This window comes from Streptomyces solitudinis (genome assembly GCF_036323765.1).
GTDB lineage: Bacteria > Actinomycetota > Actinomycetes > Streptomycetales > Streptomycetaceae > Streptomyces.
The window spans coordinates 389667-410181 of sequence record NZ_JAZDCW010000006.1 but is presented as its reverse complement, the minus strand read 5'-3'; the positions used below and the strand labels follow the sequence as shown (position 1 = coordinate 410181).

At 74.9% G+C, this 20515-nt stretch carries 16 protein-coding genes; 9 read left to right on the top strand and 7 right to left on the bottom strand.

Annotated elements, in window-relative coordinates; translation table 11 throughout:
- Positions 1–19: 19 nt before the first annotated feature.
- The 5 genes from V1J52_RS18385 (at position 20) to V1J52_RS18365 (ending at position 5109) form a co-directional block, all read left to right on the top strand.
- Positions 20–598, top strand: coding sequence for a type 2 periplasmic-binding domain-containing protein (locus tag V1J52_RS18385; RefSeq protein WP_330140941.1), 579 nt, complete (start codon positions 20–22; stop codon positions 596–598).
- Positions 595–1863: a DUF6421 family protein gene (locus tag V1J52_RS18380; protein WP_330140940.1), complete on the top strand. Its 1269-nt coding sequence runs from the start codon at positions 595–597 to the stop codon at positions 1861–1863. The genes V1J52_RS18385 and V1J52_RS18380 overlap by 4 nt, the downstream gene beginning before the upstream one ends.
- Positions 1864–1940: 77 nt before the next feature.
- A complete protein-coding gene (locus V1J52_RS18375; protein WP_330140939.1) occupies positions 1941–2930 on the top strand; it encodes an EamA family transporter in 990 nt (329 codons plus the stop codon).
- Complete coding sequence (locus tag V1J52_RS18370) at positions 2927–4210, top strand: ATP-grasp domain-containing protein (RefSeq protein ID WP_330140938.1); 1284 nt, start codon at positions 2927–2929, stop codon at positions 4208–4210. The genes V1J52_RS18375 and V1J52_RS18370 overlap by 4 nt, the downstream gene beginning before the upstream one ends.
- Positions 4207–5109: a branched-chain amino acid aminotransferase gene (locus tag V1J52_RS18365; RefSeq protein ID WP_330140937.1), complete on the top strand. Its 903-nt coding sequence runs from the start codon at positions 4207–4209 to the stop codon at positions 5107–5109. The genes V1J52_RS18370 and V1J52_RS18365 overlap by 4 nt, the downstream gene beginning before the upstream one ends.
- A gap of 58 nt (positions 5110–5167) precedes the next feature.
- Here the strand turns inward: V1J52_RS18365 and V1J52_RS18360 are convergent, their stop codons facing one another.
- Positions 5168–7447: an ATP-binding SpoIIE family protein phosphatase gene (locus V1J52_RS18360; RefSeq protein ID WP_330140936.1), complete on the bottom strand. Its 2280-nt coding sequence runs from the start codon at positions 7445–7447 to the stop codon at positions 5168–5170.
- Between the two features lie 149 nt (positions 7448–7596).
- Between V1J52_RS18360 and aspS the strand changes: the two genes are divergently transcribed.
- Complete coding sequence (gene aspS / locus V1J52_RS18355; RefSeq protein WP_330140935.1) at positions 7597–9360, top strand: aspartate--tRNA ligase; 1764 nt, start codon at positions 7597–7599, stop codon at positions 9358–9360.
- A 31-nt stretch (positions 9361–9391) separates the two neighbouring features.
- On the opposite strand, the gene V1J52_RS18350 is transcribed toward aspS, so the two are convergent.
- Together V1J52_RS18350 and metG are read right to left on the bottom strand one after the other, a co-directional pair.
- Entirely contained in the window at positions 9392–9784 is a 393-nt protein-coding gene (locus tag V1J52_RS18350; RefSeq protein WP_330140934.1) for a peptidase inhibitor family I36 protein, read from the bottom strand.
- Positions 9785–10091: 307 nt separating this feature from the next.
- Positions 10092–11696, bottom strand: coding sequence for a methionine--tRNA ligase (gene metG, locus V1J52_RS18345; protein WP_330140933.1), 1605 nt, complete (start codon positions 11694–11696; stop codon positions 10092–10094).
- Between the two features lie 191 nt (positions 11697–11887).
- Here metG and V1J52_RS18340 point away from each other — a divergent pair, with 191 nt between their 5' ends.
- Together V1J52_RS18340 and V1J52_RS18335 are read left to right on the top strand one after the other, a co-directional pair.
- On the top strand, positions 11888–13969 hold the full coding sequence (locus tag V1J52_RS18340; RefSeq protein WP_330140932.1) for a PhoX family protein: 2082 nt from the start codon (positions 11888–11890) through the stop codon (positions 13967–13969).
- Positions 13970–14103: 134 nt separating this feature from the next.
- Positions 14104–15174, top strand: a complete 1071-nt coding sequence (locus tag V1J52_RS18335) for an ABC-2 transporter permease (RefSeq protein WP_330140931.1) — start codon at positions 14104–14106, stop codon at positions 15172–15174.
- A gap of 54 nt (positions 15175–15228) precedes the next feature.
- Here V1J52_RS18335 and V1J52_RS18330 read toward each other — a convergent pair whose 3' ends face one another.
- From V1J52_RS18330 to V1J52_RS18315, 4 genes are all read right to left on the bottom strand, one after another.
- Complete coding sequence (locus V1J52_RS18330) at positions 15229–17274, bottom strand: ABC transporter permease (protein WP_330140929.1); 2046 nt, start codon at positions 17272–17274, stop codon at positions 15229–15231.
- The gene (gene modA / locus V1J52_RS18325; protein WP_330140928.1) at positions 17274–18047 is read right to left on the bottom strand and encodes a molybdate ABC transporter substrate-binding protein; all 774 of its coding nucleotides are present in this window, start codon (positions 18045–18047) and stop codon (positions 17274–17276) included. Before modA ends, V1J52_RS18330 begins: the two co-directional genes overlap by 1 nt.
- Positions 18048–18127: 80 nt before the next feature.
- Positions 18128–18523, bottom strand: coding sequence for a TOBE domain-containing protein (locus tag V1J52_RS18320; RefSeq protein ID WP_330140927.1), 396 nt, complete (start codon positions 18521–18523; stop codon positions 18128–18130).
- Between the two features lie 200 nt (positions 18524–18723).
- On the bottom strand, positions 18724–19074 hold the full coding sequence (locus tag V1J52_RS18315; protein WP_330140926.1) for a DUF8129 domain-containing protein: 351 nt from the start codon (positions 19072–19074) through the stop codon (positions 18724–18726).
- 252 nt (positions 19075–19326) lie between these two features.
- On the opposite strand from V1J52_RS18315, the gene V1J52_RS18310 reads away from it, so the two are divergent.
- Entirely contained in the window at positions 19327–20475 is a 1149-nt protein-coding gene (locus tag V1J52_RS18310) for a S1 family peptidase (RefSeq protein WP_330140925.1), read from the top strand.
- Positions 20476–20515: the final 40 nt, after the last annotated feature.

Below are 20515 nucleotides of genomic sequence, written 5' to 3'. Positions count from 1 at the left end.
CCACGAGGAGGAGAACCCGATGGAAGAGACCGCCATAGGACCGGACGGCGTCCGGCACCTGCACACGCTCGGACCGCAGGGCACCAACCTGGAGGCGGCGTCCCACGAGTGGCTGCGCCGCCGCGGGGTCGAGGGCACCGTGGAGCTGCACACCTCCGTGGAGGCCGCGCTGGAGGCCGTGCCCGACGACGGACGGCACGCCCTGACCGTCTGCGCCGTCTACCCCGCCCTGCACACCCTCGTCTTCGGCAACCTGCACCGGCTGCACATGGTCGACAGCTTCGTGATGCCGACGCACAACATGGTCCTCGCCACGGCGGGGACGGCCCGGCCGCGCACCGTGGCCTCCCACCCGGCGCCCCGCGGCCTCGTGCCGGACGACGCCGGGACGGTCGAGGTGCTCAGCAACTCCCGGGCCGCCGCCGACTGCGCCCAGGGGCTCGTCGAGGGCTGCATCACCACCCTCGTCGCCGCGCAGCGGCACGGCCTGCGGGTGCTGCGCGACTTCGGCCGGGTGCCCATGGTCTTCACCATCCACCAGGTGCTCGCCGTGCGGAACACCGAGGAGGCGGCGCTGGCCGTGGGAGCCGCCCGGTGACGGAGCACGCGCCCCTGCCGGACCCGGTGCGCGCCGACGCGGCCGAGCTGTCCGCCACGGTGATCCCCCGGGTGGACCGGTTCCGCTCCCGCCAGGCCGACGACGGCACCGTGGCCGCGCCCACCGCCGGGGACCACCGGCTGCTGACGGAGATCCGGGACGCGGCGTGCGCGTGGTACCGGCGCACCTCGCGCCACGAGCAGGCCGACGCGCTCGCCGCCGACATCGACGACTGGCTCGCCGCCGGACTCGGCACGCCCCCCCACTTCGCCCGCTCCCGCGACGCGCTGCGACCGCCCGAGGACGGCGCCGCCGTCTTCTTCCTCGCCCCGCTGACGAGCACCAACAGCGCCCCGCCCGTCGGCCGCCGCCTGGAGTGCTTCCACGCCCTGCGCCGGGAACCGGCCGCACTGCCCGCGCTGATGACCACGCATCCGCACCCCCGGAACAACTGCCAGTCCCTGATCCTCGTCACCGGCAGCGAGGGCTTCGCCCGGGGCAACTGCCTGGTGTTCTTCCCCGAGAACGTGGCGGCCCGGGACAAGGTCGCCGAGCAGCCGTACGCGATGTTCTTCTACAACAAGATGCGCAAGATCCACGAGACGTACGCCCTGCCGGGTGCGGCGGCCGTGCTCACGCCCGAGTCGCTGCCCCGGGCCTCCACGGGGCTCGCGCCACGGCCCTGCTACGAGGCCAGAGCCGTCTGGGGCTACCTGCACGACTCGCTGCACTACCAGGGGCTGTGGCCGTTCGACCAGCACATCACGCTGAAGATGAACTGGTTCGTCGGCCTGCTGGAGGAGACCAAGGTCGACGCCAAGACGGTGCTGGCCTGCGCCGGGGGCGGCATCCCGCACGCCCGGGAGCAGATCGACATGATCCTGCTCGAACGGGTCTTCCGCTACCCGCAGGCGGACGACGCCACCCGCAACTTCGACTCCGGCACCGGTGTCTTCCTCTACTCGTGGCTGCGCGCGCACGGCGCGCTCACCGGCTCGCCGCACGACGGCGGCCTGCTCCACCTGGACCACGACAAGACGCTCGGCGCGCTGCGCGAGTACGTCGCCACCGTCGAGGGCATCGAAGCGGAGGTGACGACCGACGACGCGTACCGCGCGGCGGCCAGGAAGCTCGTGCGCACCTTCCTGCCCGAAGGGGAACCGAAGCAGCGCTACGCCTTCACCGAGGACCAGCGCGTCCTGCTGCGCGCCAAGCAGGGGCTGGACCGGCTCCCCGCCCTGCGGTTCTCCTGGGCGGAATGGTGACCGGCCCACCCCCACCCCTCCCATCGCGCCCGCGCCCGCGCACCGGCCCGGCGGCCGTGGCCGGGCTCTCCGCACTCATGGTGACCCTGCTGGCCGCCGGCTGGCTGCTGTCCGGGCACCTCGTCAGCCAGACTCCCCCGCTGGCCGTCGCGGCCGGACGCACGGCCGCCGCGTTCCTCACGCTCACCCTCATCGCGGCGCTCACCCCCCGCACCCGGGCCGCCGCGCGGGCCGGTGCGGCCCGCCCGCGCGCCGTCGCGCTGCTGGCCTTCCTCGGCTTCTTCGTCTACTACTCCGGCACGCTCCTCGGCGTCGACCGGATCGGTGTCTCCGGGGTCGGGCTGATCGTCTGCCTGCTGCCCTGCCTGACCTTCGTCATCGGGGTCGCCGCCTTCCGCGAGCAGTCGACCGTCCGCAAGGCCGGGGGCACGCTGATCGCCGTGTCCGCCGCCGTCGGCTACGCCCTGGCCGACGGCGGCGCGGCGGGCGGCGGCCCGGGAGCCGGGGGGACGGGGACGCTCGCCGCGGGCCTGCTGCTGGCCCTCGCCGGTACGTTCACCTACGCGCTGTACGGCTACGTCTACCGGCAGCGGATGGCCGACATCCCGCCGCTGGCCGCGCTGCCCGCCATCACCGGGGCGGGCGCCGCCATGCTGGCCCCCGCCGCGCTGTTCCTCACCCCGCTGGACGGCGTCGGGCCGGGCGACTGGGCCGGGATCGCGCTGCTCGGCGCCGTCCTCACCGCCCCCGTCTTCCTCATCTCGCACGCGCTCATCCTGCTCAGGGGTCCGCTGTTCACCTCCGCCGTCGCGCTGGTCGTCCCCCTCCTCATCCGGCTGGGCGAGTGGGCGCTTGGCTGGGACACCGCGCCCGGCCCGCTCGTGCTCGCCCTGCTCGGACTGTGCCTGGCGGGCGTGTGGCTCACCGCGCGGGCGCGTTCCGCCCCGCCCGCCGAGGGCGGCGGCGGCCCGGCGGGACCGGCCCGGCCCCTTCCCGCGCACCCCGCCGACCCGGCACACTCCGCGGAGCACGCCGACCCCGCACCCCGGACCCGAGGAACCCCATGACCCCACCCGCCGCCACGGTCGTCCTCCTGTACCAGCGGACGTCCCTGCCGTGGATCTTCGAGAGCGCCGAGCGCGCCGGGGTCCGGCTCGTCCTCGTCCCCCGGCCGGACGAGGAGCCGCCGCCGGAGGGGCTGCCGCCCGCCGTCACCGAGGTGCTGCCCCTGGACGTGGAGAGGGACCGGGCGGGTGCCCTGGAGGCGCTGCGGCGCCGCCACGAGGCCGAGCCGTTCGACGGCGTCCTCACCCTCTACGACCCCCTGGTGCCCTTCGCGGCGCGCGCCGCCGAAACGCTCGGGCTGCCCGGCATCGGCTACGACACGGCCCTGGGCGCCCAGGACAAGCGGATCATGCGGCAGCGCCTGGCCGCCGCCGGGCTCAACACGCCGCGCTTCGTCAGCCTGGACGGCCCCGGGGCGCTGGCGGAGGCCGCGCGGCTGCGCTACCCCGTCGTCGTCAAGCCCGCGCGCGGCTACTCCAGTTTCGGTGTGGTCAGGGCGGACACGCCGGACGCCCTCGGACCGCTGGCCGCCGAGGTCTCCGGCTACTGCCGGGAGCGGCTGGACGACGCGGGCTCCCTCCTCGTCGAGGAGTACCTCGACGGCCCCGAGTACGCCGTCGAGTCGCTCGCCCACCGGGGCCGGGTCCGGGTGCTCACCATCGGGTACAAGGGGCGCCCCGAGGGGCCGTACTTCGAGGAGTCCGTCTACCGGGCGCCCGCGCCGCTGCCCGCAGCCGTCCAGGAGGCCGTCCGCCGGGAGGTGACGGCCGCGCACGCCGCGCTCGGGATCACCGACGGGCCCACCCACACCGAACTGCGGCTGTGCGACGGCACGCCGTACCTGCTGGAGATGGGCGCGCGCATCGGTGGTTCGGGCGTCTCCCACCACATCGTCCGGCACGTGACCGGGGTGGACCTCGCCGCCGAGGCCCTGCGGATCGCGGCCGGGCTGGCCCCCGAGTCGTTCGGCCCCGGGCCGTCCGGGGAGGCGGAGGGCCTCGCGCGGGCCACGGGAGCGGCGGGCAACTACATCGTGCCCTGCGGCGGTTCCGGCCGCATCGCGGCCGTGCGCGGGCTCGACGCCGTGCGCGCCGATCCGCGCGTGGACCACGTGGTCCAGATGCTCTTCCCCGGTGACGTGGTGCGGCCCTACCCGGACTTCACCGGCTACCCGGCGTTCGTGCTCTCCCACCACGGCTCGGCGGCCGACGGCGAGGAGTTCCACCGCGCCCTCGCCCGCGACATCCGCATCGACTACGCCCCCGAGGAGGCCGTGCGATGACGTCGGCGACATCGGTGACGTCCCCCGCCTTCGAGGACCGCGACGGCGTCGTCTGGCTGGACGGCGCGTTCGTGCCCTGGCGCGACGCCCGGCTCCACGTGCTGTCGCACGGACTGCACTACGGCGGCGCCGTGTTCGAGGGGCTGCGCGTGTACGGCGGGCGGCCGTTCCGGCTCACGGACCACTCGCGCCGGCTGGCCGCCTCCGCCCGCGAGCTGGGGTACGAACTGCCCTTCGACGTGGCCGCCCTGGACGAGGCCACCACGGAGGTGGTCCGCCGTCAGGGCGTCGGGGACGGCTACGTCCGGCCGGTGGCCTGGCGCGGCAGCGACCACATCAGCGTCTCGGGCGCGGGCGTCTCCGTCCACGTCGCCGTGGCCGCGTGGGAGTGGCCGCACGTCTTCTCCGCCGAGGCGAAGGAGCGCGGCATCCGGCTGGGGACGTCGCGGTGGCGGCGGCCCGCCCCCGACACCGCGCCGGTGCGGGCGAAGGCCGCGTCCCTGTACGCCCTGTGCACCCTGGCCCGGGACGCCGCCGAACGCGACGGCTACGACGACGCGCTGCTGCTGGACTTCCGCGGCCGGCTGGCCGAGGCGACGGGCGCGAACCTGTTCCTGGTCATCGACGGCGCGCTGCACACTCCGCCGCCCGACACGTTCCTCGACGGCATCACCCGCCGCACGGTGATGGACCTGGCCCGCGAGGCGGGCCTGGCGGTGTCCGAGCGGCCCATGGAGCCCGGGGAGCTGGCCCGGGCCGAGGAGGTCTTCCTCACCGGTACGGCCTACGAGGTCCAGCCCGTGCGGGCCGTGGACGGACGGGAGTTCGGCGTCGGCAAGGTCACCCGGGCGCTGGCCGAGGCGTACGCGCGCCGGGTCCGCGAGGCGCCCCCGTCCTGACGCCGCGCGCGGTCCGCACCGGCCGTGCGACCGGGCCAGCCCCCAACGAGGGCACGGGTCAGCCCCAGTCCACGGCCGGGGCGTCCTCGCGCAGCTCGAACCAGATGGCCTTGCCCTCCCCCCTCGGGTCCACCCCCCAGGCCCCGGCGAGCAGGTCCAGCAGCACCAGGCCGCGTCCCGAGGAGGCCAGCTCCCCGGGGTCGCGGCGGTGCGGCAGCTCGTCGCTGCCGTCGGCGACCTCCACCCGCAGCCGCCGCCCGCCGCGCTCCCCGGTGATCTCGGCGACCATGAGCGCGTCCGCGTCGGTGTGCACGAGCACGTTCGTCAGCACCTCCGACAGCATGAGGACGGCACCGTCCACCTGGTCGGGGACGGACCAGTCGTAGAGCAGGTCGCGGAGCTGGCCGCGGGCCTCCCCCACCCGGGAGGCGTCCGCCTGGGCGACGGTGAGCACCGTGCGGCGCACGGCCGCCGCCCGCGCCCCGGTCACCGGGTCGCGGCGCAGGAGCAGCAGGGCGATGTCGTCCTCGCGGCGGTCGGTCAGCGGGCCCGTCCTGTGGTGCGACGACGGACCGTGCACGGCCTGGAGCAGGGCCTCGGCCAGTTCCTCCGGCTCGGCGTGCCGCTGCTCGGCGACCACCCGGCGGATGCGCGACCAGCCCGTCTCGAGGTCGTGCCCGCCCGTCTCCACCAGACCGTCGGTGCACAGCAGCAGCGTCTCGCCGGTGCCGAGCACGAGCCGCGTCGTCGGGTAGTCGGTGTCCGGGTCGATGCCCAGCGGCAGGCCCCCGGCGGTGGGGCGCACCATCAGCGTGCCGTCCGGCAGCCGGACGGCCGGGTCCAGGTGCCCGGCGCGGACGACGTCGAGCGTGCCCCGCCCCGGGTCCACCTCCACGTACAGGCAGGTGGCGAACCGCACCTCGTGCGGCTCGTACGCGTCGGGGTGGCCGGTGTGCGCGGTGCCCGTCAGCCCGGCCAGGAAGCGGGACGTGCGGGACAGCACGGCCCCGGGCCGGTGCCCCTCGGCCGCGTACGCGCGCAGCGCCACCCGCAGCTGCGCCATGACGCTCGCCGCCCGCACGTCGTGCCCCTGCACGTCGCCCATGACCAGCGCCGTGCGGCCGGACGCCAGCGGGATGACGTCGTACCAGTCGCCGCCCACCTGGAGGCCGCCGCCAGTGGGGACGTACCGCGCGGCGACCGTCATGCCGTCGATGTCGGGCCGGTGCACCGGCCGCATGGTGCGCTGGAGCCCGGCCGCCAGCTCCCGCTCCGACTCGTACGCCGAGGTGCGCGACAGTGCCTGCGCGAGCATCCGGGCGACCGTGGTGAGCACCGACCGCTCGTCCGGGGTGAACGCCACGGGAGAGGCGAAGGACGCCATCCAGGCGCCGATCGTCCGGCCGGAGACGACCAGCGGCAGGAACGCCCACGACTGCCGCCCGAAGGGCTCGGCCAGCGGCCAGGTGAGCGGGAAGCGCCGCTGGTACTCGGCCGGGCTGGTGAGGTAGACGGCCCGTCCGCTGCGGACCACGTCGGCCGCCGGGTACGGCGTGTCCAGCGGCATGTCGTCGAAGGGGGCGTCCGCCCCCGGCCGGTGGCCGTGATGGCCGGTCACCGACAGACGGTCGCCCTCCCGCCCGAAGACGGCGAGCCCCTCGGGGGAGAAGCCGGGCATGGACAGGGTGGCCGCGACCCGCAGCACCTCGGCCGTCGACCGCGCCTCCGCCAGCGCCCGCCCGGCGTCCAGCAGGAACGCCTCCCGCGCCCGGCGCCGGTCACCGGTGCCGGGCGCGCGCCCGCAGGGGGTGTGCGGCACCTCCGTGACCGTGCCCAGCAGGACGGCCTCCGTCCGGCCCCGCGCGGCGTGCCGCGCAGGGCCGAGGTGGCGCAGCCGGGCCCGCACCGTCCGCAGCACCCGCCCGTCCTCGCCGACGACGCGCAGCCGGGCCTCCCCGACCGTGCCCTCGGCGGCGGCGAGCGTGACGACGTTCTCCAGTTCCACGAAGTCCGCCGCGTGGAGCCGGGAGCGCACGACCGAGGCGCTGACGGTGACCGTGCCGACCGCGCCGTCCCCGCCACTCCCCCCGTCGCTCGCCTTGTCACCGTCCTCTTCGCTGCCCTCGCCGTCCGCCGCGTCGCGTGCCCCGTCCCGGCGTGCCCCGTCCCCGCCGCCCGGCCGCCGCCCGTCCTGCGGGAGGGGCAGACCCATCAGCCGCGCGGCCCACCGGTCCAGCGTCGCCCTGCCCTCCGCCCGGTGCCAGCACCACGTACCGGTCCCGGTGGCGGCCAGCACCTCACCGGTCTTCGACGGGTGGAGGCCGTACTCGGTGCGCATGTGCCCCACTTTAGGAAGATTGGCAGCGCCTCGCCCGACAGGGGAGGTTTCGTCCCGCCCGGAACGTGCCGGACACGCCGCAGCCCAGGACGGTAGGCTGAAGGCCGCCGAACGGCTCCCACCCGCTGAATGACGACTTGGATGAAGTGATGCATCGGTACCGGTCCCACCACTGCGGCGAGCTGCGAGCGCAGGACGTCGGCACGGACGTCCGGCTGAGCGGCTGGCTGCACAACCGTCGTGACCTGGGCGGCATCCTCTTCATCGACCTGCGCGACCACTACGGCCTGGTGCAGCTCGTCGCCCGGCCCGGCACCGCCGCCAACGAAGCGCTGAGCCACCTCACCAAGGAGACCGTCGTCCGCGTGGACGGCCGCGTCGCCGGCCGCGGCGCGGAGAACGTCAACCCGGAGCTGCCGACCGGCGAGATCGAGATCGAGGTCACCGACGTGGAGGTGCTCGGCGCGGCCGAGCAGATCCCGTTCACGATCAACACCGAGGACGGCGTCAACGAGGAGAAGCGGCTGGAGTACCGCTTCCTCGACCTGCGGCGCGAGCGCATGCACCGCAACATCCTGCTGCGCACCGCCGTGATCTCCGCGATCCGGCAGAAGATGACGTCCCTCGGCTTCAACGAGATGGCCACGCCCATCCTGTCGGCCACCTCCCCCGAGGGCGCCCGCGACTTCCTGGTGCCCTCCCGGCTGCACGCGGGCCGGTTCTACGCGCTGCCACAGGCCCCGCAGCAGTTCAAGCAGCTGCTGATGATCGCGGGCTTCGACCGCTACTTCCAGATCGCGCCCTGCTTCCGCGACGAGGACGCCCGCGCCGACCGTTCGCCCGGCGAGTTCTACCAGCTCGACGTGGAGATGAGCTTCGTCGAGCAGGAGGACGTCTTCCAGGTCATCGAGAAGGTGATGACCGAGCTGTTCGAGGAGTTCGGCAAGGGCCGCCACGTCACCTCGCCGTTCCCGCGCATCCCCTTCCGCGAGGCGATGGACAAGTACGGCTCCGACAAGCCCGATCTGCGCGCCCGGCTGGAACTGGTCGACGTCTCCGAGGTGTTCGCCGGCTCCGGCTTCAAGGCGTTCGCGGACCGGCACGTCCGCGCCCTCGCCGTGCCGGACACCGCCGACCAGCCGCGCAGGTTCTTCGACCAGATGGGTGAGTTCGCCGTCGAGCAGGGCGCGAAGGGCCTGGCCTGGGTCCGGGTGGGCGAGGACGGGAAGCTGACGGGCCCGATCGCCAAGTTCCTCACCGAGGACGACACCGCCGCGCTGCTCGGCGCGCTGGACGCGAAGCCGGGCACGGCCGTCTTCTTCGGCGCCGGCGCGTACGACGAGGTGTCCCGGATCATGGGGGCCGTCCGCGTGGAGGCCGCCCGCCGCACCGGGCACTTCGAGGAGGACGTGTTCCGGTTCTGCTGGATCGTCGACTTCCCGATGTTCGAGAAGGACGAGGACACGGGCCGGATCGAGTTCTCCCACAACCCGTTCTCGATGCCCCAGGGCGGCCTGGAGGCCCTGCGCACCAAGGACCCGCTCGACGTCCTCGCCTGGCAGTACGACATCGTCTGCAACGGCGTCGAGCTGTCCTCCGGCGCCATCCGGAACCACGAGCCGGACGTCATGTACGAGGCGTTCGGCATCGCGGGCTACTCCCGCGAGGAGGTCGAGGCCGAGTTCGGCGGCATGCTCCGCGCCTTCGCCTTCGGCGCCCCGCCGCACGGCGGCATCGCCCCCGGCGTCGACCGCATCGTCATGCTGCTGGCCGACGAGCCCAACATCCGCGAGACGATCGCCTTCCCGCTGAACGGCAACGCGCAGGACCTCCTGATGGGCGCCCCGAGCGAGGTCGACGAGTCCCGCCTGAAGGAACTCCACCTCTCCCTCCGCAAGCCCCCGCAGAAGTGACCCGGCGCGTCTCCTGCCGCGTGACGGGCGCTCAGCGCTCGGCGCGGCAGGAGACGCACGCCGCGCGGAAGCTGCGGGCGTCGAAGCCGATGTTCCGGTTCTCGGTGAACCCGAGCACGGCACGGGACCTGCCCGTGCAGTCGCCGTTCGCGTGGAAGTACCCCTCCTGGCGGTGGTAGTGCGCGTACGAGCGGACGCTGCCGACGTGGGCCGTGGTGTAGCAGGCACCCCACTCCAGATCGCCGTTGTAGGCCACGGCCCTGCCGCCGAAGTCCGTCCCGCTCCACCAGCAGTAGTTCCCCTGGGCACAGGGGGCCGCCGCCGTCGGCGCGGACCACGCCGCGGGGGTGGCCGTTCCCACGACCAGCACGACGGACGCGCCGGCGGCGGCGAAGGCGGCGGACAGTTTCCCGGACCGTTTCATGTGGACTCCTCCACGCTGTCGTCGGCGGAATGACGTAATCGCAGCGTCACGTTGTGTCACCCACCGTGTCAACCGGCGTGCTGCCCCCTTCCCGCGTGGGGGCGGGAACTTCACACCTGCACGTGAACGGTCGAACCTCGGTTCGTCGACTAGTTCCCGCCACTCCCGGCGCCGCCCGGTACCGGCACCCCACGGCACCCCTGGCACCGCCCGGCGCCCCGCCACCGTCCGGCGGGGCGCGACGCGGAAGCGCCCGGCTCCCCCGCATGAGGGGCCGGGCGCTTCCCCGCGGGGCCGGGCGTGCGGGTCAGGCCGTGGCGGGCTCCTCCAGGCGGGGGAACAGGGCCGCGCCCTTGGTGACCGTGGCGCCCGCCGGGAGCTGGGCCCAGCGGCCGGCGTCCTGGACGCGCTGCTCGGCGAGCGGGCCGAGGTGCGGTTCGGCCCCGAGGGACTCCCACAGCCGCTGCGAGGTCTCCGGCATCACCGCGTTGAGCAGCACGGCGGCGGCGCGCAGCGAGTCGGCGGCCGTGTAGAGGATCGTGGCCAGCCGCGCCCGGGCCTCCTCGGAGGTGTCCTTGGCGACCTTCCACGGCTCCTGCTCGGTGAGGTAGCCGTTGACCTGCTTGATGTACTCGAAGACGGCCGCGATGCCGCCGGAGAAGTCCAGCTCGTCACCGATGCGGCGGTCCGCCTCGGTCACCGCCTCGGCGAGCGCGTCGGCGAGCGCCTGCTCGGCGTCGCCGTGCGCGGTGGCCTCGGGGAGCGTCCCGCCGAAGTACTTGCCCACCATCGCGGCGACCCGGGAGGCCAGGTTGCCGTAGTCGTTGGCCAGCTCGGAGGTGTAGCGGGCCGAGAAGTCCTCCCACGAGAAGGAGCCGTCGTTGCCGAAGGCGATGGCGCGCAGGAAGTACCAGCGGTAGGCGTCCACGCCGAAGTGGTCGGTGAGCTGGTGCGGGGAGATGCCCGTCAGGTTCGACTTGCTCATCTTCTCGCCGCCCACCATGAGCCACCCGTTCGCGGCGACCTTCCCCGGCAGCGGCAGTCCGTTCGCCATGAGCATCGCCGGCCAGATGACGGCGTGGAAGCGCAGGATGTCCTTGCCGACGAGGTGCACGTCGGCCGGGAAGGTGCTCTCGAACTTCTCCTGGTCGGAGCCGTAGCCGACGGCCGTGGCGTAGTTGAGCAGGGCGTCGATCCACACGTAGATGACGTGCTGGTCGTCCCAGGGCACCTTGACGCCCCAGTCGAAGGTGGACCGGGAGATCGACAGGTCCTGGAGACCCTGGCGCACGAACTGCACCACCTCGTTGCGCGCCGACTCGGGCTGGACGAACCCGGGGTTGCGCTCGTAGTGCTCCAGCAGCTTCGGGCCGTACTCGGAGAGCTTGAAGAAGTAGTTCTCCTCCTTCAGCATCTCCACCGGCTTCTTGTGGACCGGGCAGAGCTTGGCGCCGTCCTCGCCGTCCAGCAGGTCGCCGGGGGCCTTGTACTCCTCGCAGCCGACGCAGTACGGGCCCTCGTAGCCGCCCTGGTAGATCTCACCCTTGTCGTAGAGGTCCTGCACGAACTCCTGGACGCGGGCGGTGTGCCGGGACTCCGTGGTGCGGATGAAGTCGTCGTTGGCGATGTTCAGGTGCCGCCAGAGGGGCTTCCACGCCTCCTCGACGAGCTTGTCGCACCATTCCTGGGGCGAGACCCCGTTCGCCTCCGCGGTGCGCATGATCTTCTGACCGTGCTCGTCCGTGCCGGTGAGATACCACGCCTTCTCGCCCCGCTGGCGGTGCCAGCGGGTGAGCACATCGCCCGCGACGGTCGTATAGGCGTGGCCCAGGTGGGGAGCGTCGTTCACGTAGTAGATGGGGGTCGAGACGTAGTACGCCTTGCCCTGCTGCTCTGATCCAGTGGCCGCCATGGTCGAAATCCTAACGGCCCCCGGCCGCCCGGCCGCCCGGCCGCCCCGGCTGTCCGTCCGCATGATCACGCTGCGTCACCGCCGTGGGGACGGCCTGCCGCGCTTCACGGCACGTTCACCACGCGGTCGTGCGGGGGTACGGCTAGGCGCTTAGTTTTCGGCGCCGTAAGGCTGAAACGGAGAGGGCCCTCATGCGCAAGCAACTGCCGCTGATCAGCACCCACCCGGGCGGACGGTCCGCCATGACCTGCCACTACCGCTGCGGGGACGCCTGCTTCCAGGAGGTTCCGAACCAGAGCGACAACGCCTACTTCGGGGACATCGTGGCCGGGCTGTCGCGGCGCTCGATGCTCCGTGCGGGTGCCGTCGCCACGGTGGCCGCCGCGGCCGGGGCCACCGCGCTGAGCAGCGCCCCCGACGCCCTCGCGCACGGCGCGCCCGCCGACCGGGGCCACGGCCACGGCCGTCCGGGCAGACCGGCCGACGGCGCCAAGGGGCTGCGGTTCGAGCCCGTCGCCCCGAACACCGCCGACGCCGTCACCGTGCCCGAGGGGTACGCGCAGAACGTCGTCCTGCGCTGGGGCGACCCGATCCTGCGCGGCGCGCCCGCCTTCGACCCGGACCGGCAGAGCGCCCGCGCCCAGGCCGGCCAGTTCGGCTACAACAACGACTTCCTGTCCCTGCTGCCGCTGCGCGGCGAGCACCGGCGCCAGGTGCTGTTCGCCAACCACGAGTACACCAACGAGGAGCTGATGTTCTCGGGGTACGACAGCGCCAACCCGACGCGCGAGCAGGTGGAGATCGCCTGGGCGGCGCACGGCCTGTCCGTCGTCGTGGTGGAGGAGGACCGGCGCACCGGCAAGCTCACCGCCGTTCCGCGCCACCACCTGAACCGCCGCTTCCACAACGGCACCCCGTTCCGCCTGACCGGCCCGGCGGCCGGCAGCGAGCTGCTGCGCACGTCGGCCGACCGCAGCGGCACGAAGGTGTACGGCACGCTCAACAACTGCGCGGGCGGCACGACGCCGTGGGGCACGGTGCTGAGCGGCGAGGAGAACTTCAACCAGTACTTCGCCCACGCCGACTCCGTCACCGACCCGCGGACGAAGGAGCGCCTGGCCCGCTACGGCATGCGTGGCGGCGCCACCTCCCGCAAGTGGGAGCGGTTCGACGACCGTTTCGACCTGACGAAGGAGCCCAACGAGGCGAATCGTTTCGGCTGGGTGGTCGAGGTGGACCCGTACGACCCGGACTCCACCCCGCGCAAGCGCACCGCGCTCGGCCGCTTCAAGCACGAGGGCGCCGAGCCGCGGCTGACCGCCGACGGCCGCCCCGTCGTCTACATGGGCGACGACGAGCGGTTCGACTACCTGTACAAGTTCGTCTCCAGCAAGCGCATGCGGCGCGGCAACAGCCGCTGGGCCCGCGAGCACAACCTCACCCTGCTGGACGAGGGCACCCTCTACGTCGCCCGGCTCTCCGGCGACAGCCCCGAGGACCAGATCGACGGCAGCGGCGCCCTCCCCGAGGACGACCGGTTCGACGGCTCCGGGCGGTGGATCAAGCTGGCCAGCGGCAACCGCTCCTACGTCGAGGGCATGACCGCCGACGAGGTCTACGTCTTCACCCGGCTGGCCGCCGACAAGGTCGGCGCGACGAAGATGGACCGCCCCGAGGACGTGGAGCCGAGCCCCCGCACCGGCCGCGTCTACGTCGCCCTCACCAACAACACCGCCCGCGGCACCGGCACGAACCCGGGGGCGGACGAGGCCAACCCGCGCAACGCCAACAAGCACGGCCAGGTGCTGGAGCTGACCGAGCGCTGGAACCACCCGGCGGCCGAGAGCTTCTCCTGGAACCTGTTCCTGGTGTGCGGCGACCCGGAGGACCCGGGGACCTACTTCGGCGGCTTCGACAAGGAGAAGGTCAGCCCGATCTCCTGCCCGGACAACCTGACGTTCGACCCGTTCGGCAACCTGTGGATCTCCACGGACGGCAACGCGCTCGGCACCCACGACGGCCTGTTCGGCGTGGCCACGTACGGCCGCAGCCGCGGCGAGGTGAAGCAGTTCCTCACCGTTCCGGCCGGCGCCGAGACGTGCGGGCCGATCGTGCAGGACCGGCGGGTGCTCGTCGCCGTCCAGCACCCCGGCGAGGTCGACGGCGCCAGCGCCGACAACCCGGTCTCCCAGTTCCCCGACGGTCCGGGCCGGATCAACCGGCCCTCCGTCGTCGCCGTGTGGCACAAGGACGGCCGCGACATCGGCGTCTGACCGGACGCCCGGCACGCGTCCCGCCCCGGGCGCGGGCGTCCCGCCCCGGGCGTCCGCGCCCGCCCGGGCCGCCCGCGTCATCCGTTCGGCCCGCCGCGCGTGCGCCCGGCCTCCCCGGTGCGGAGGCTGGGCGCATGGCGGGCTCCCACGCGAAGGCGGACGGCGGATTCCTCGGCGAGCTGAGGGACGCGGTGAGCCTGCGCGCCGCCGCCCTGGTGCTCGGCGTGCTCGCCCTCCAGCTCGGCTTCGTCGCCTCCTACGTCGGCGCCTTCCACGATCCGGCCCCCCACCGGGCGCCGGTCGCCGTCGTCGCGCCCGAGGAACTCCGCGACGAACTGGTCGCCGACATCGAGGCGCTGCCCGGCGACCCGGTCGACGTCACCACGGAGACCGACGACGTCCAGGCGGCGCGACGGCAGGTCGAACAGCGCGAGACCGCCGGCGCCCTCGTCATGGACCCGGCGGGCGGCACCGACACGCTGCTGGTCGCCGGGGGCGGCGGCACCGCGCTCGCGCAGGCCCTGGAGGAGGTCTTCACCCGCGTCGGGCGGGAGCAGGACAGGTCGCTGACCGTCGAGGACGTCGTGCCCGCCGACGACGGCGACGCCCGCGGGCTGACGTCCTTCTACCTCGTCGTCGGCTGGTGCGTCGGCGGCTACCTGTGCGCGGCGATCCTCGCCATGAGCTACGGCGCCCGCCCCGCCACCACCGCGCGGGCGTTCGCCCGGCTGGGGACGCTCGCCCTGTACGCGCTCGCCGCCGGGGCGGGCGGCGCCGTCGTGGTCGGACCGGTGCTCGGTGCCCTGCCGGGCGGGCTGCTGCCCCTGTCCGCGCTGGGCGCCCTGGTCGTCTTCGCGGTCGGCGCGGCGACGCTCGCCCTCCAGGGGATCGCCGGGGTGGTGGGCATCGGGCTCGCCATCGCGCTCGTCGTCGTCCTGGGCAACCCGAGCGCGGGCGGCGCCTTCCCCGGCCCGTTGCTGCCGCCCTTCTGGCGCACCATCGGGCCCTTCCTCCCGCCCGGCGCGGGGACGTGGGCCACGCGCTCCCTCGCCTACTTCGACGGTGCCGCCGTCACCGGCCCGCTGCTCGTCCTCGGCGGGTGGGCGGTGGCGGGCGCGGTGCTGGCGATGCTGTCGGCGGTGGTGCGCTCCCGCCGCGCCAGGAAGCGCGCCCGCGGCGGCGCCCGGCCCCACGCCCGCACCTGAGCACCCGGGCGGCGAGCGGGCGGCGAGGGGCCGTCGCCCGCGTGCGGCACGGGCTCACAGCGGGACGAGTGTGACCTCGGTGGCCTTGACCCCGGCGTAGACGGCCCGGCCGTCCGCGAGCCCCAGCTCCGCCGCCGCGGCCGGGGTGACCTCGGCGAGCAGGTCCGGGAGACCGTCGCAGGACAGCAGCACCCGCACCCTGCTCCCGGCGGCGGTCAGCTCCCGTACCGTCCCCGGCCAGACGTTGCGCGGGCTCCCGCCGGGCCGCTCCCGGTGCAGCGACACCGCCTCGGGGGCGACGACGGCCAGCGCCCGCGTCCCCGGCTCCACCGGCTCGGCGGCGACGATCCGGCCGCCGCCGGGCAGCGCCAGGCCGTCCGCCGTCGCGGTGCCCGGCCACGCGTTGCGGCCCAGCATCCGCGCCACCCAAGGCGAGCGCGGATGCCGGGCGACTTCGGCGGGCGGGGCGTCCTGGAGCGCGCGCCCGGCGTCGAGCACGAGGACCCGGTCGGCCAGCGACACCGCCTCGACCGGATCGTGCGTCACCAGCAGGCACACGCCGCCGAAACCGGCGAGGTGGGTGCGCAGGGTGTGCCGGACGCGGGCACGGGTGGCCTGGTCCAGGGCGGCGAGCGGCTCGTCCAGGAGCAGCAGCCGGGGCCGGGCCGCCAGCGCGCGGGCGAGGGCGACGCGCTGTGCCTGCCCGCCGGAGAGCTGCCCCGGCCTGCGGTGGGCGAGGTGCCCGACCCCGAGCCGCTCCAGCCAGGCGCGGGCGGCGGCCCGCGCCCGGACGCGGGGCACCCCCTGCGCGCGCAGCCCGTACGCGGTGTTGGCCAGGGCGTTCAGGTGGGGGAACAGCGCGCCGTCCTGCGGCACCCAGGCCACGCCCCGGCGGTGCGGCGGCAACGCGGTGACGTCGCGCTCCCCCAGCCGCAGCCGGGCGTGGGCCCGGTCGGTGAGCCCCAGCAGGGCACGCAGCAGCGTCGTCTTGCCCGCGCCGTTGGGTCCGACGACGGCGATGGTGGTGCCGGGCCCGGCGGCCAGGGTGAGCCGGTCGGCGCCGGTGACGTCCGCGTGCAGCGGCCACCGTCCCCCCGGCGCGGGACGGCCGTCCGGGGTGTCCCCCGCGCCGTCCGGGGTGTCCCCCGCGCCGCCCTCCGGCTCCGGGCCGGGGGCTCCGGGCGCGTCGGGTGCGTCGGGCGGGTGCGGTGCGGGGATGCGGGAGGCCGGGCCGCCCGTCCAGCGGCCGCGCAGGGCGACCAGCACCGCCATCGCCACCGCGAGCAGCAGCAGCGAGACGGACGTCGCCGCCTGCGGCTCCTCCTGGAGCAGCAGGTACACCCGCAGCGGCAGGGTCTGGGTGGCGCCGGGCAGGTTGCCCGCGAAAGTGATCGTCGCGCCGAACTCGCCGAGCGCCCGCGCCCAGGTCAGCGCGGCCCCGGCGGCCAGGCCCGGGGCGACCATGGGCAGCGTCACCGTGCGGAACACCCGCAGCGGCCCGGCGCCCAGGGAGGCGGCCGTCTCCTCGTAGCGGGGGCTCAGCCCCGCCAGAGCGCCCTCCAGGCTGATGACCAGGAACGGCATCGACACGAACGTCGCCGCGACGACGGCGCCCGCGGTGTGGAACGGCAGCGTGACGCCGAACCAGTCCGCGAGGGGCGGGCCGAGCAGCCCTCGCCGCCCGAAGCCGAGCAGCAGCGCCACGCCGCCGACGGTGGGCGGCAGCACCATCGGCAGCAGCACCAGCGAACGGACCAGCGGCTTGCCCGGGAACGGCACACGGGCCAGCAGCCAGGCCAGCGGCACGCCGAGTGCGAGCGAGAGGACCAGCGCCCAGCACGACACGACGAGCGAGAGCCGCAGGGCCTCGACGGACGCGGGACTCGTGAGGTGGCCGCCGAGACCGGCCCAGGGCGTGCGGGCCAGGACACCGGCGAGCGGCACCAGCAGGAAGGCCACGGCGACGAGCGCGGGCAGCGCCAGCGCGAGCGGCGCCCGCGCCCGGTACCGCCGGGGGCGGGCCGCGGGGTCCGCAGGCGGCGCGTCCGCGCGGGGAGCGCCTGAGCGGGGAACGTCCGCGCGGGGCGGGCGCGCGCGCATCAGTCCGCCTCCGGGGGCGCGAAGCCCGCGTCGCGCAGGATGCGCTGCGCCTGCGGACCGCTCAGCCACGCCACGAACTCCCGCGCCTCCCGCGGGTGTTCCGATCCGGTGAGGGCGGCGGCCGGGTAGCGGGCGACGACGTCCCGCTCGCGCGGCAGCGCCACGGCGTCCACGGCGTCGGCCGCTCCCGCGGCGTCCGTGGCGTAGACGACGCCCGCGTCCGCCTCGCCCAGCTCCACCTTGCTCAGCACCGCGCGGACGCTCGGTTCCTGGGAGACGGGCCGCACCGTGACGCCCGCCTCCGCGAGCGCCCGGGCGCCGTACCGGCCCACCGGCACCTCCGGGGCGGCCAGCACGACCCGCAGCCCGGGCCTGGCCAGGTCCGCCAGGCCGCGCACCCGCTCCGGATTGCCCTTCGCGGTGGCGATGACGAGGTGGTTGTGCGCGAAGACGACGGGCTCCTGCGTCTCCCGCGCCAGCGCGTCCATCGTCGCGGTGTCGGCGGTGGCGGCGACGTCGGCCGGTGCCCCATGCCGGACCTGCGCGGCGACCTCCTGCGAGCCCGCGAAGGAGAACGCCACGGCGGTGTCCCGGTGGGCGTCCCCGTAGGCGGCGCCCACCTCCGCGAAGGCGTCGGTCAGCGAGGCGGCGGCGAGCACGGTGAGCCGCGTCCGTCCGTCGTCGCGCGCCCCGCCGCACGCGGCGAGCGGCACGACGAGGACGGCGGCCAGGAGGGCCGCCGCGGCGCGGCGGGCGGTGCCGGACAGGGTCATGGGGCTGCATCCGTGCGGACGGCCCGGGCGGCGGACGGCGTGCGGGCCACGGGCGTGCGGGCCGTGGGCGGGGTGCGCATTCACGGGCGGTCGATGTGCACGCTGGTCGACTTGACCCGGGCCGTGGCCCGCATGCCGACCTGAAGGCCCAGCTCCTCCACGGCCTCGCGGGTGAGCAGCGAGACCAGCCGGTGCGGTCCCGCCTGGATCTCCACCTGCGCGGCGACGTCCCCGAGCTTCACCGCCGTCACGATGCCGGGGAAGGCGTTGCGGGCGGACGTGTACGGCTCGCCCTCCTCCCCGGCACCGCCCTGCGCCACCTCGACGGAGAACGCGGCGAGATCCCGCCCGCCGATGAGGCGGCGCCCGGCCTCGTCCCGGTGCGTCGGCACGCGGCCCGCGTCCGCCCAGCGCCGCACGGTGTCCGGGCTGACGCCGAGGAGCCGGGCGGCCTGACCGATGGTGTAAGACTGCATGTGCGAGAGATTAGGCGCAGCGCGCTCGCATGTACAACGCTCGTCGCGGATTCCACCTCGCAGATGCGGCGAAGCACAAGGGAGTGGGCAGTGGGCGGGGCAGCGGAAAGCGCCGGGGTCCGGACCGTGTCCGGACCCCGGCGCTTCTTCCGTCACGCGGGGGCCTCCGCCCCGACGGGCCGGGGCGGTGCCCGCTCACGTCAGGGGCGGTTGCCCTTCGGCTTGCCCCGCTGGTCAGGGGTGCCGTGCGGCGGCGGGTGGATGGGCTCGGGCGAGGTGGCCGGGGTGACCGGCGAACCGGCGCGGGACCCCGCGCCCTGTACGCCTCCGGGCTCCGAGCCGCCCGGGGACGGCGAACCGCCGTCCTCCAGCTGCCCGAGCCGCGCGGTGAGCAGCTCCTCGACGGGCCTGCGGGCAGCGTGTTCGCGTTCGTAACCGAGCAACTCCTTCAGCTGCCCGGCGTCCAGCGCCCGGATGCGGTGCTCCAGGTCTCCGACAGGCAGGTCGTCGTAGCCGGCGAGCGGCAGCTCGTCTCGGCGGGAAGTGCTCATCGCTTCTCCTCTCACCTCCACGCGGACCTCCTCCGGGTGCCCCGGCGGCGCCCGGCAAAACGGCCCGGCGGGGCACGGTCCGCCCGCAGGCGTTCCCCCGGCACGGGTCCGGCACGGGTCCGGCACGGCCCCGGTACTTGGTCTGGACATGACCAAGTAGCCGCCCCTAGCCTGTCGGCGACTCAATGAGAGCGCTCTCATGCCGCAGTCGTTCCACCCCCACCTCGATGGAACAACCGAAGGGCAACTTCCATGCGACGTAAGCACGGTGTACGGACAGGGCTGTCCGCACTCCTCGTCCTGGGCGTCTGGGCGGGGGCCGTCACCGGCTCCCCCGCGGCCAGTGCCGCCCCCGCGCCCGCACCCGAGCTGGTCCAGGCGCTCCAGCGCGACCTGGGCCTCACCGCGTCCGAGGCCAAGGAGCGGCTGCGGCAGGAGGCGCGGGCCACCGCGCTGGAGCCGCGGGCCGCCGAGGCCGCGGGCGACGGGTTCGCCGGGTCCTGGTTCGACCCGGACAGCGGCGCCCTGGTCGTCGCCGCCACCGACACCGGTTCGGCCGAGGCCGCCGGGAAGCTCGGCGTGCGGACCACCGTCGTCGAGCACAGCGCGCGGGAGCTGGACGCGGCGAAGGCCCGCATCGACGCACTGGTCCGCACCGACCCGGCGCCCGCCGGGGTGAGCGGCTGGCACGTCGACCCCCGGGCGAACACGGTCGTCGTGGACGTCGTCAGCGGGCAGCGCAACGAGCCGGACGTCCGCGCGTTCGTGGCGCAGGCGCGGGAGGCCGGTCCGGTGCGCGTCCGGGCCGACCGGACACAGGCGCCGCAGACGTTCGCCGCCGGAACGGTCGGCGGCGACCCGTACTACACCGGCAACGTCCGCTGCTCGATCGGCTTCTCGGTGCACGGCGGCTTCGTGACCGCCGGGCACTGCGGGCGCACGGGCAGCGAGGTGCGCGGCTGGGACCGCTCCGTCATCGGCCACTTCCAGGGCTCCTCGTTCCCCGGCAACGACTACGCGTGGGTGAGCGTGGGCCACGGCTGGTGGACGGTTCCGGTCGTCCTCGGCTGGGGCGCCGTGCCCGACCGCCTCGTGCGGGGCTCGGCCGAGGCACCGGTGGGCGCGTCCATCTGCCGCTCCGGTTCGACGACGCGCTGGCACTGCGGCACGGTCCTGGCGAAGAACGAGACCGTCAACTACAGCCAGGGCGCCGTCCACCAGATGACGAAGACGAGCGTCTGCGCCGAGGGCGGCGACTCCGGCGGCGCGTTCATCAGCGGTGACCAGGCCCAGGGCGTGACGTCGGGTGGCTGGGGCAACTGCTCCTCCGGCGGCGAGACGTGGTTCCAGCCGCTCAACGAGATCCTGTCCGCCTACGGGCTCACGCTGCACACGGCGTAACCCGCGCGCACCGGCCGCCGGGCCGGGCGGAGGGCTCGCG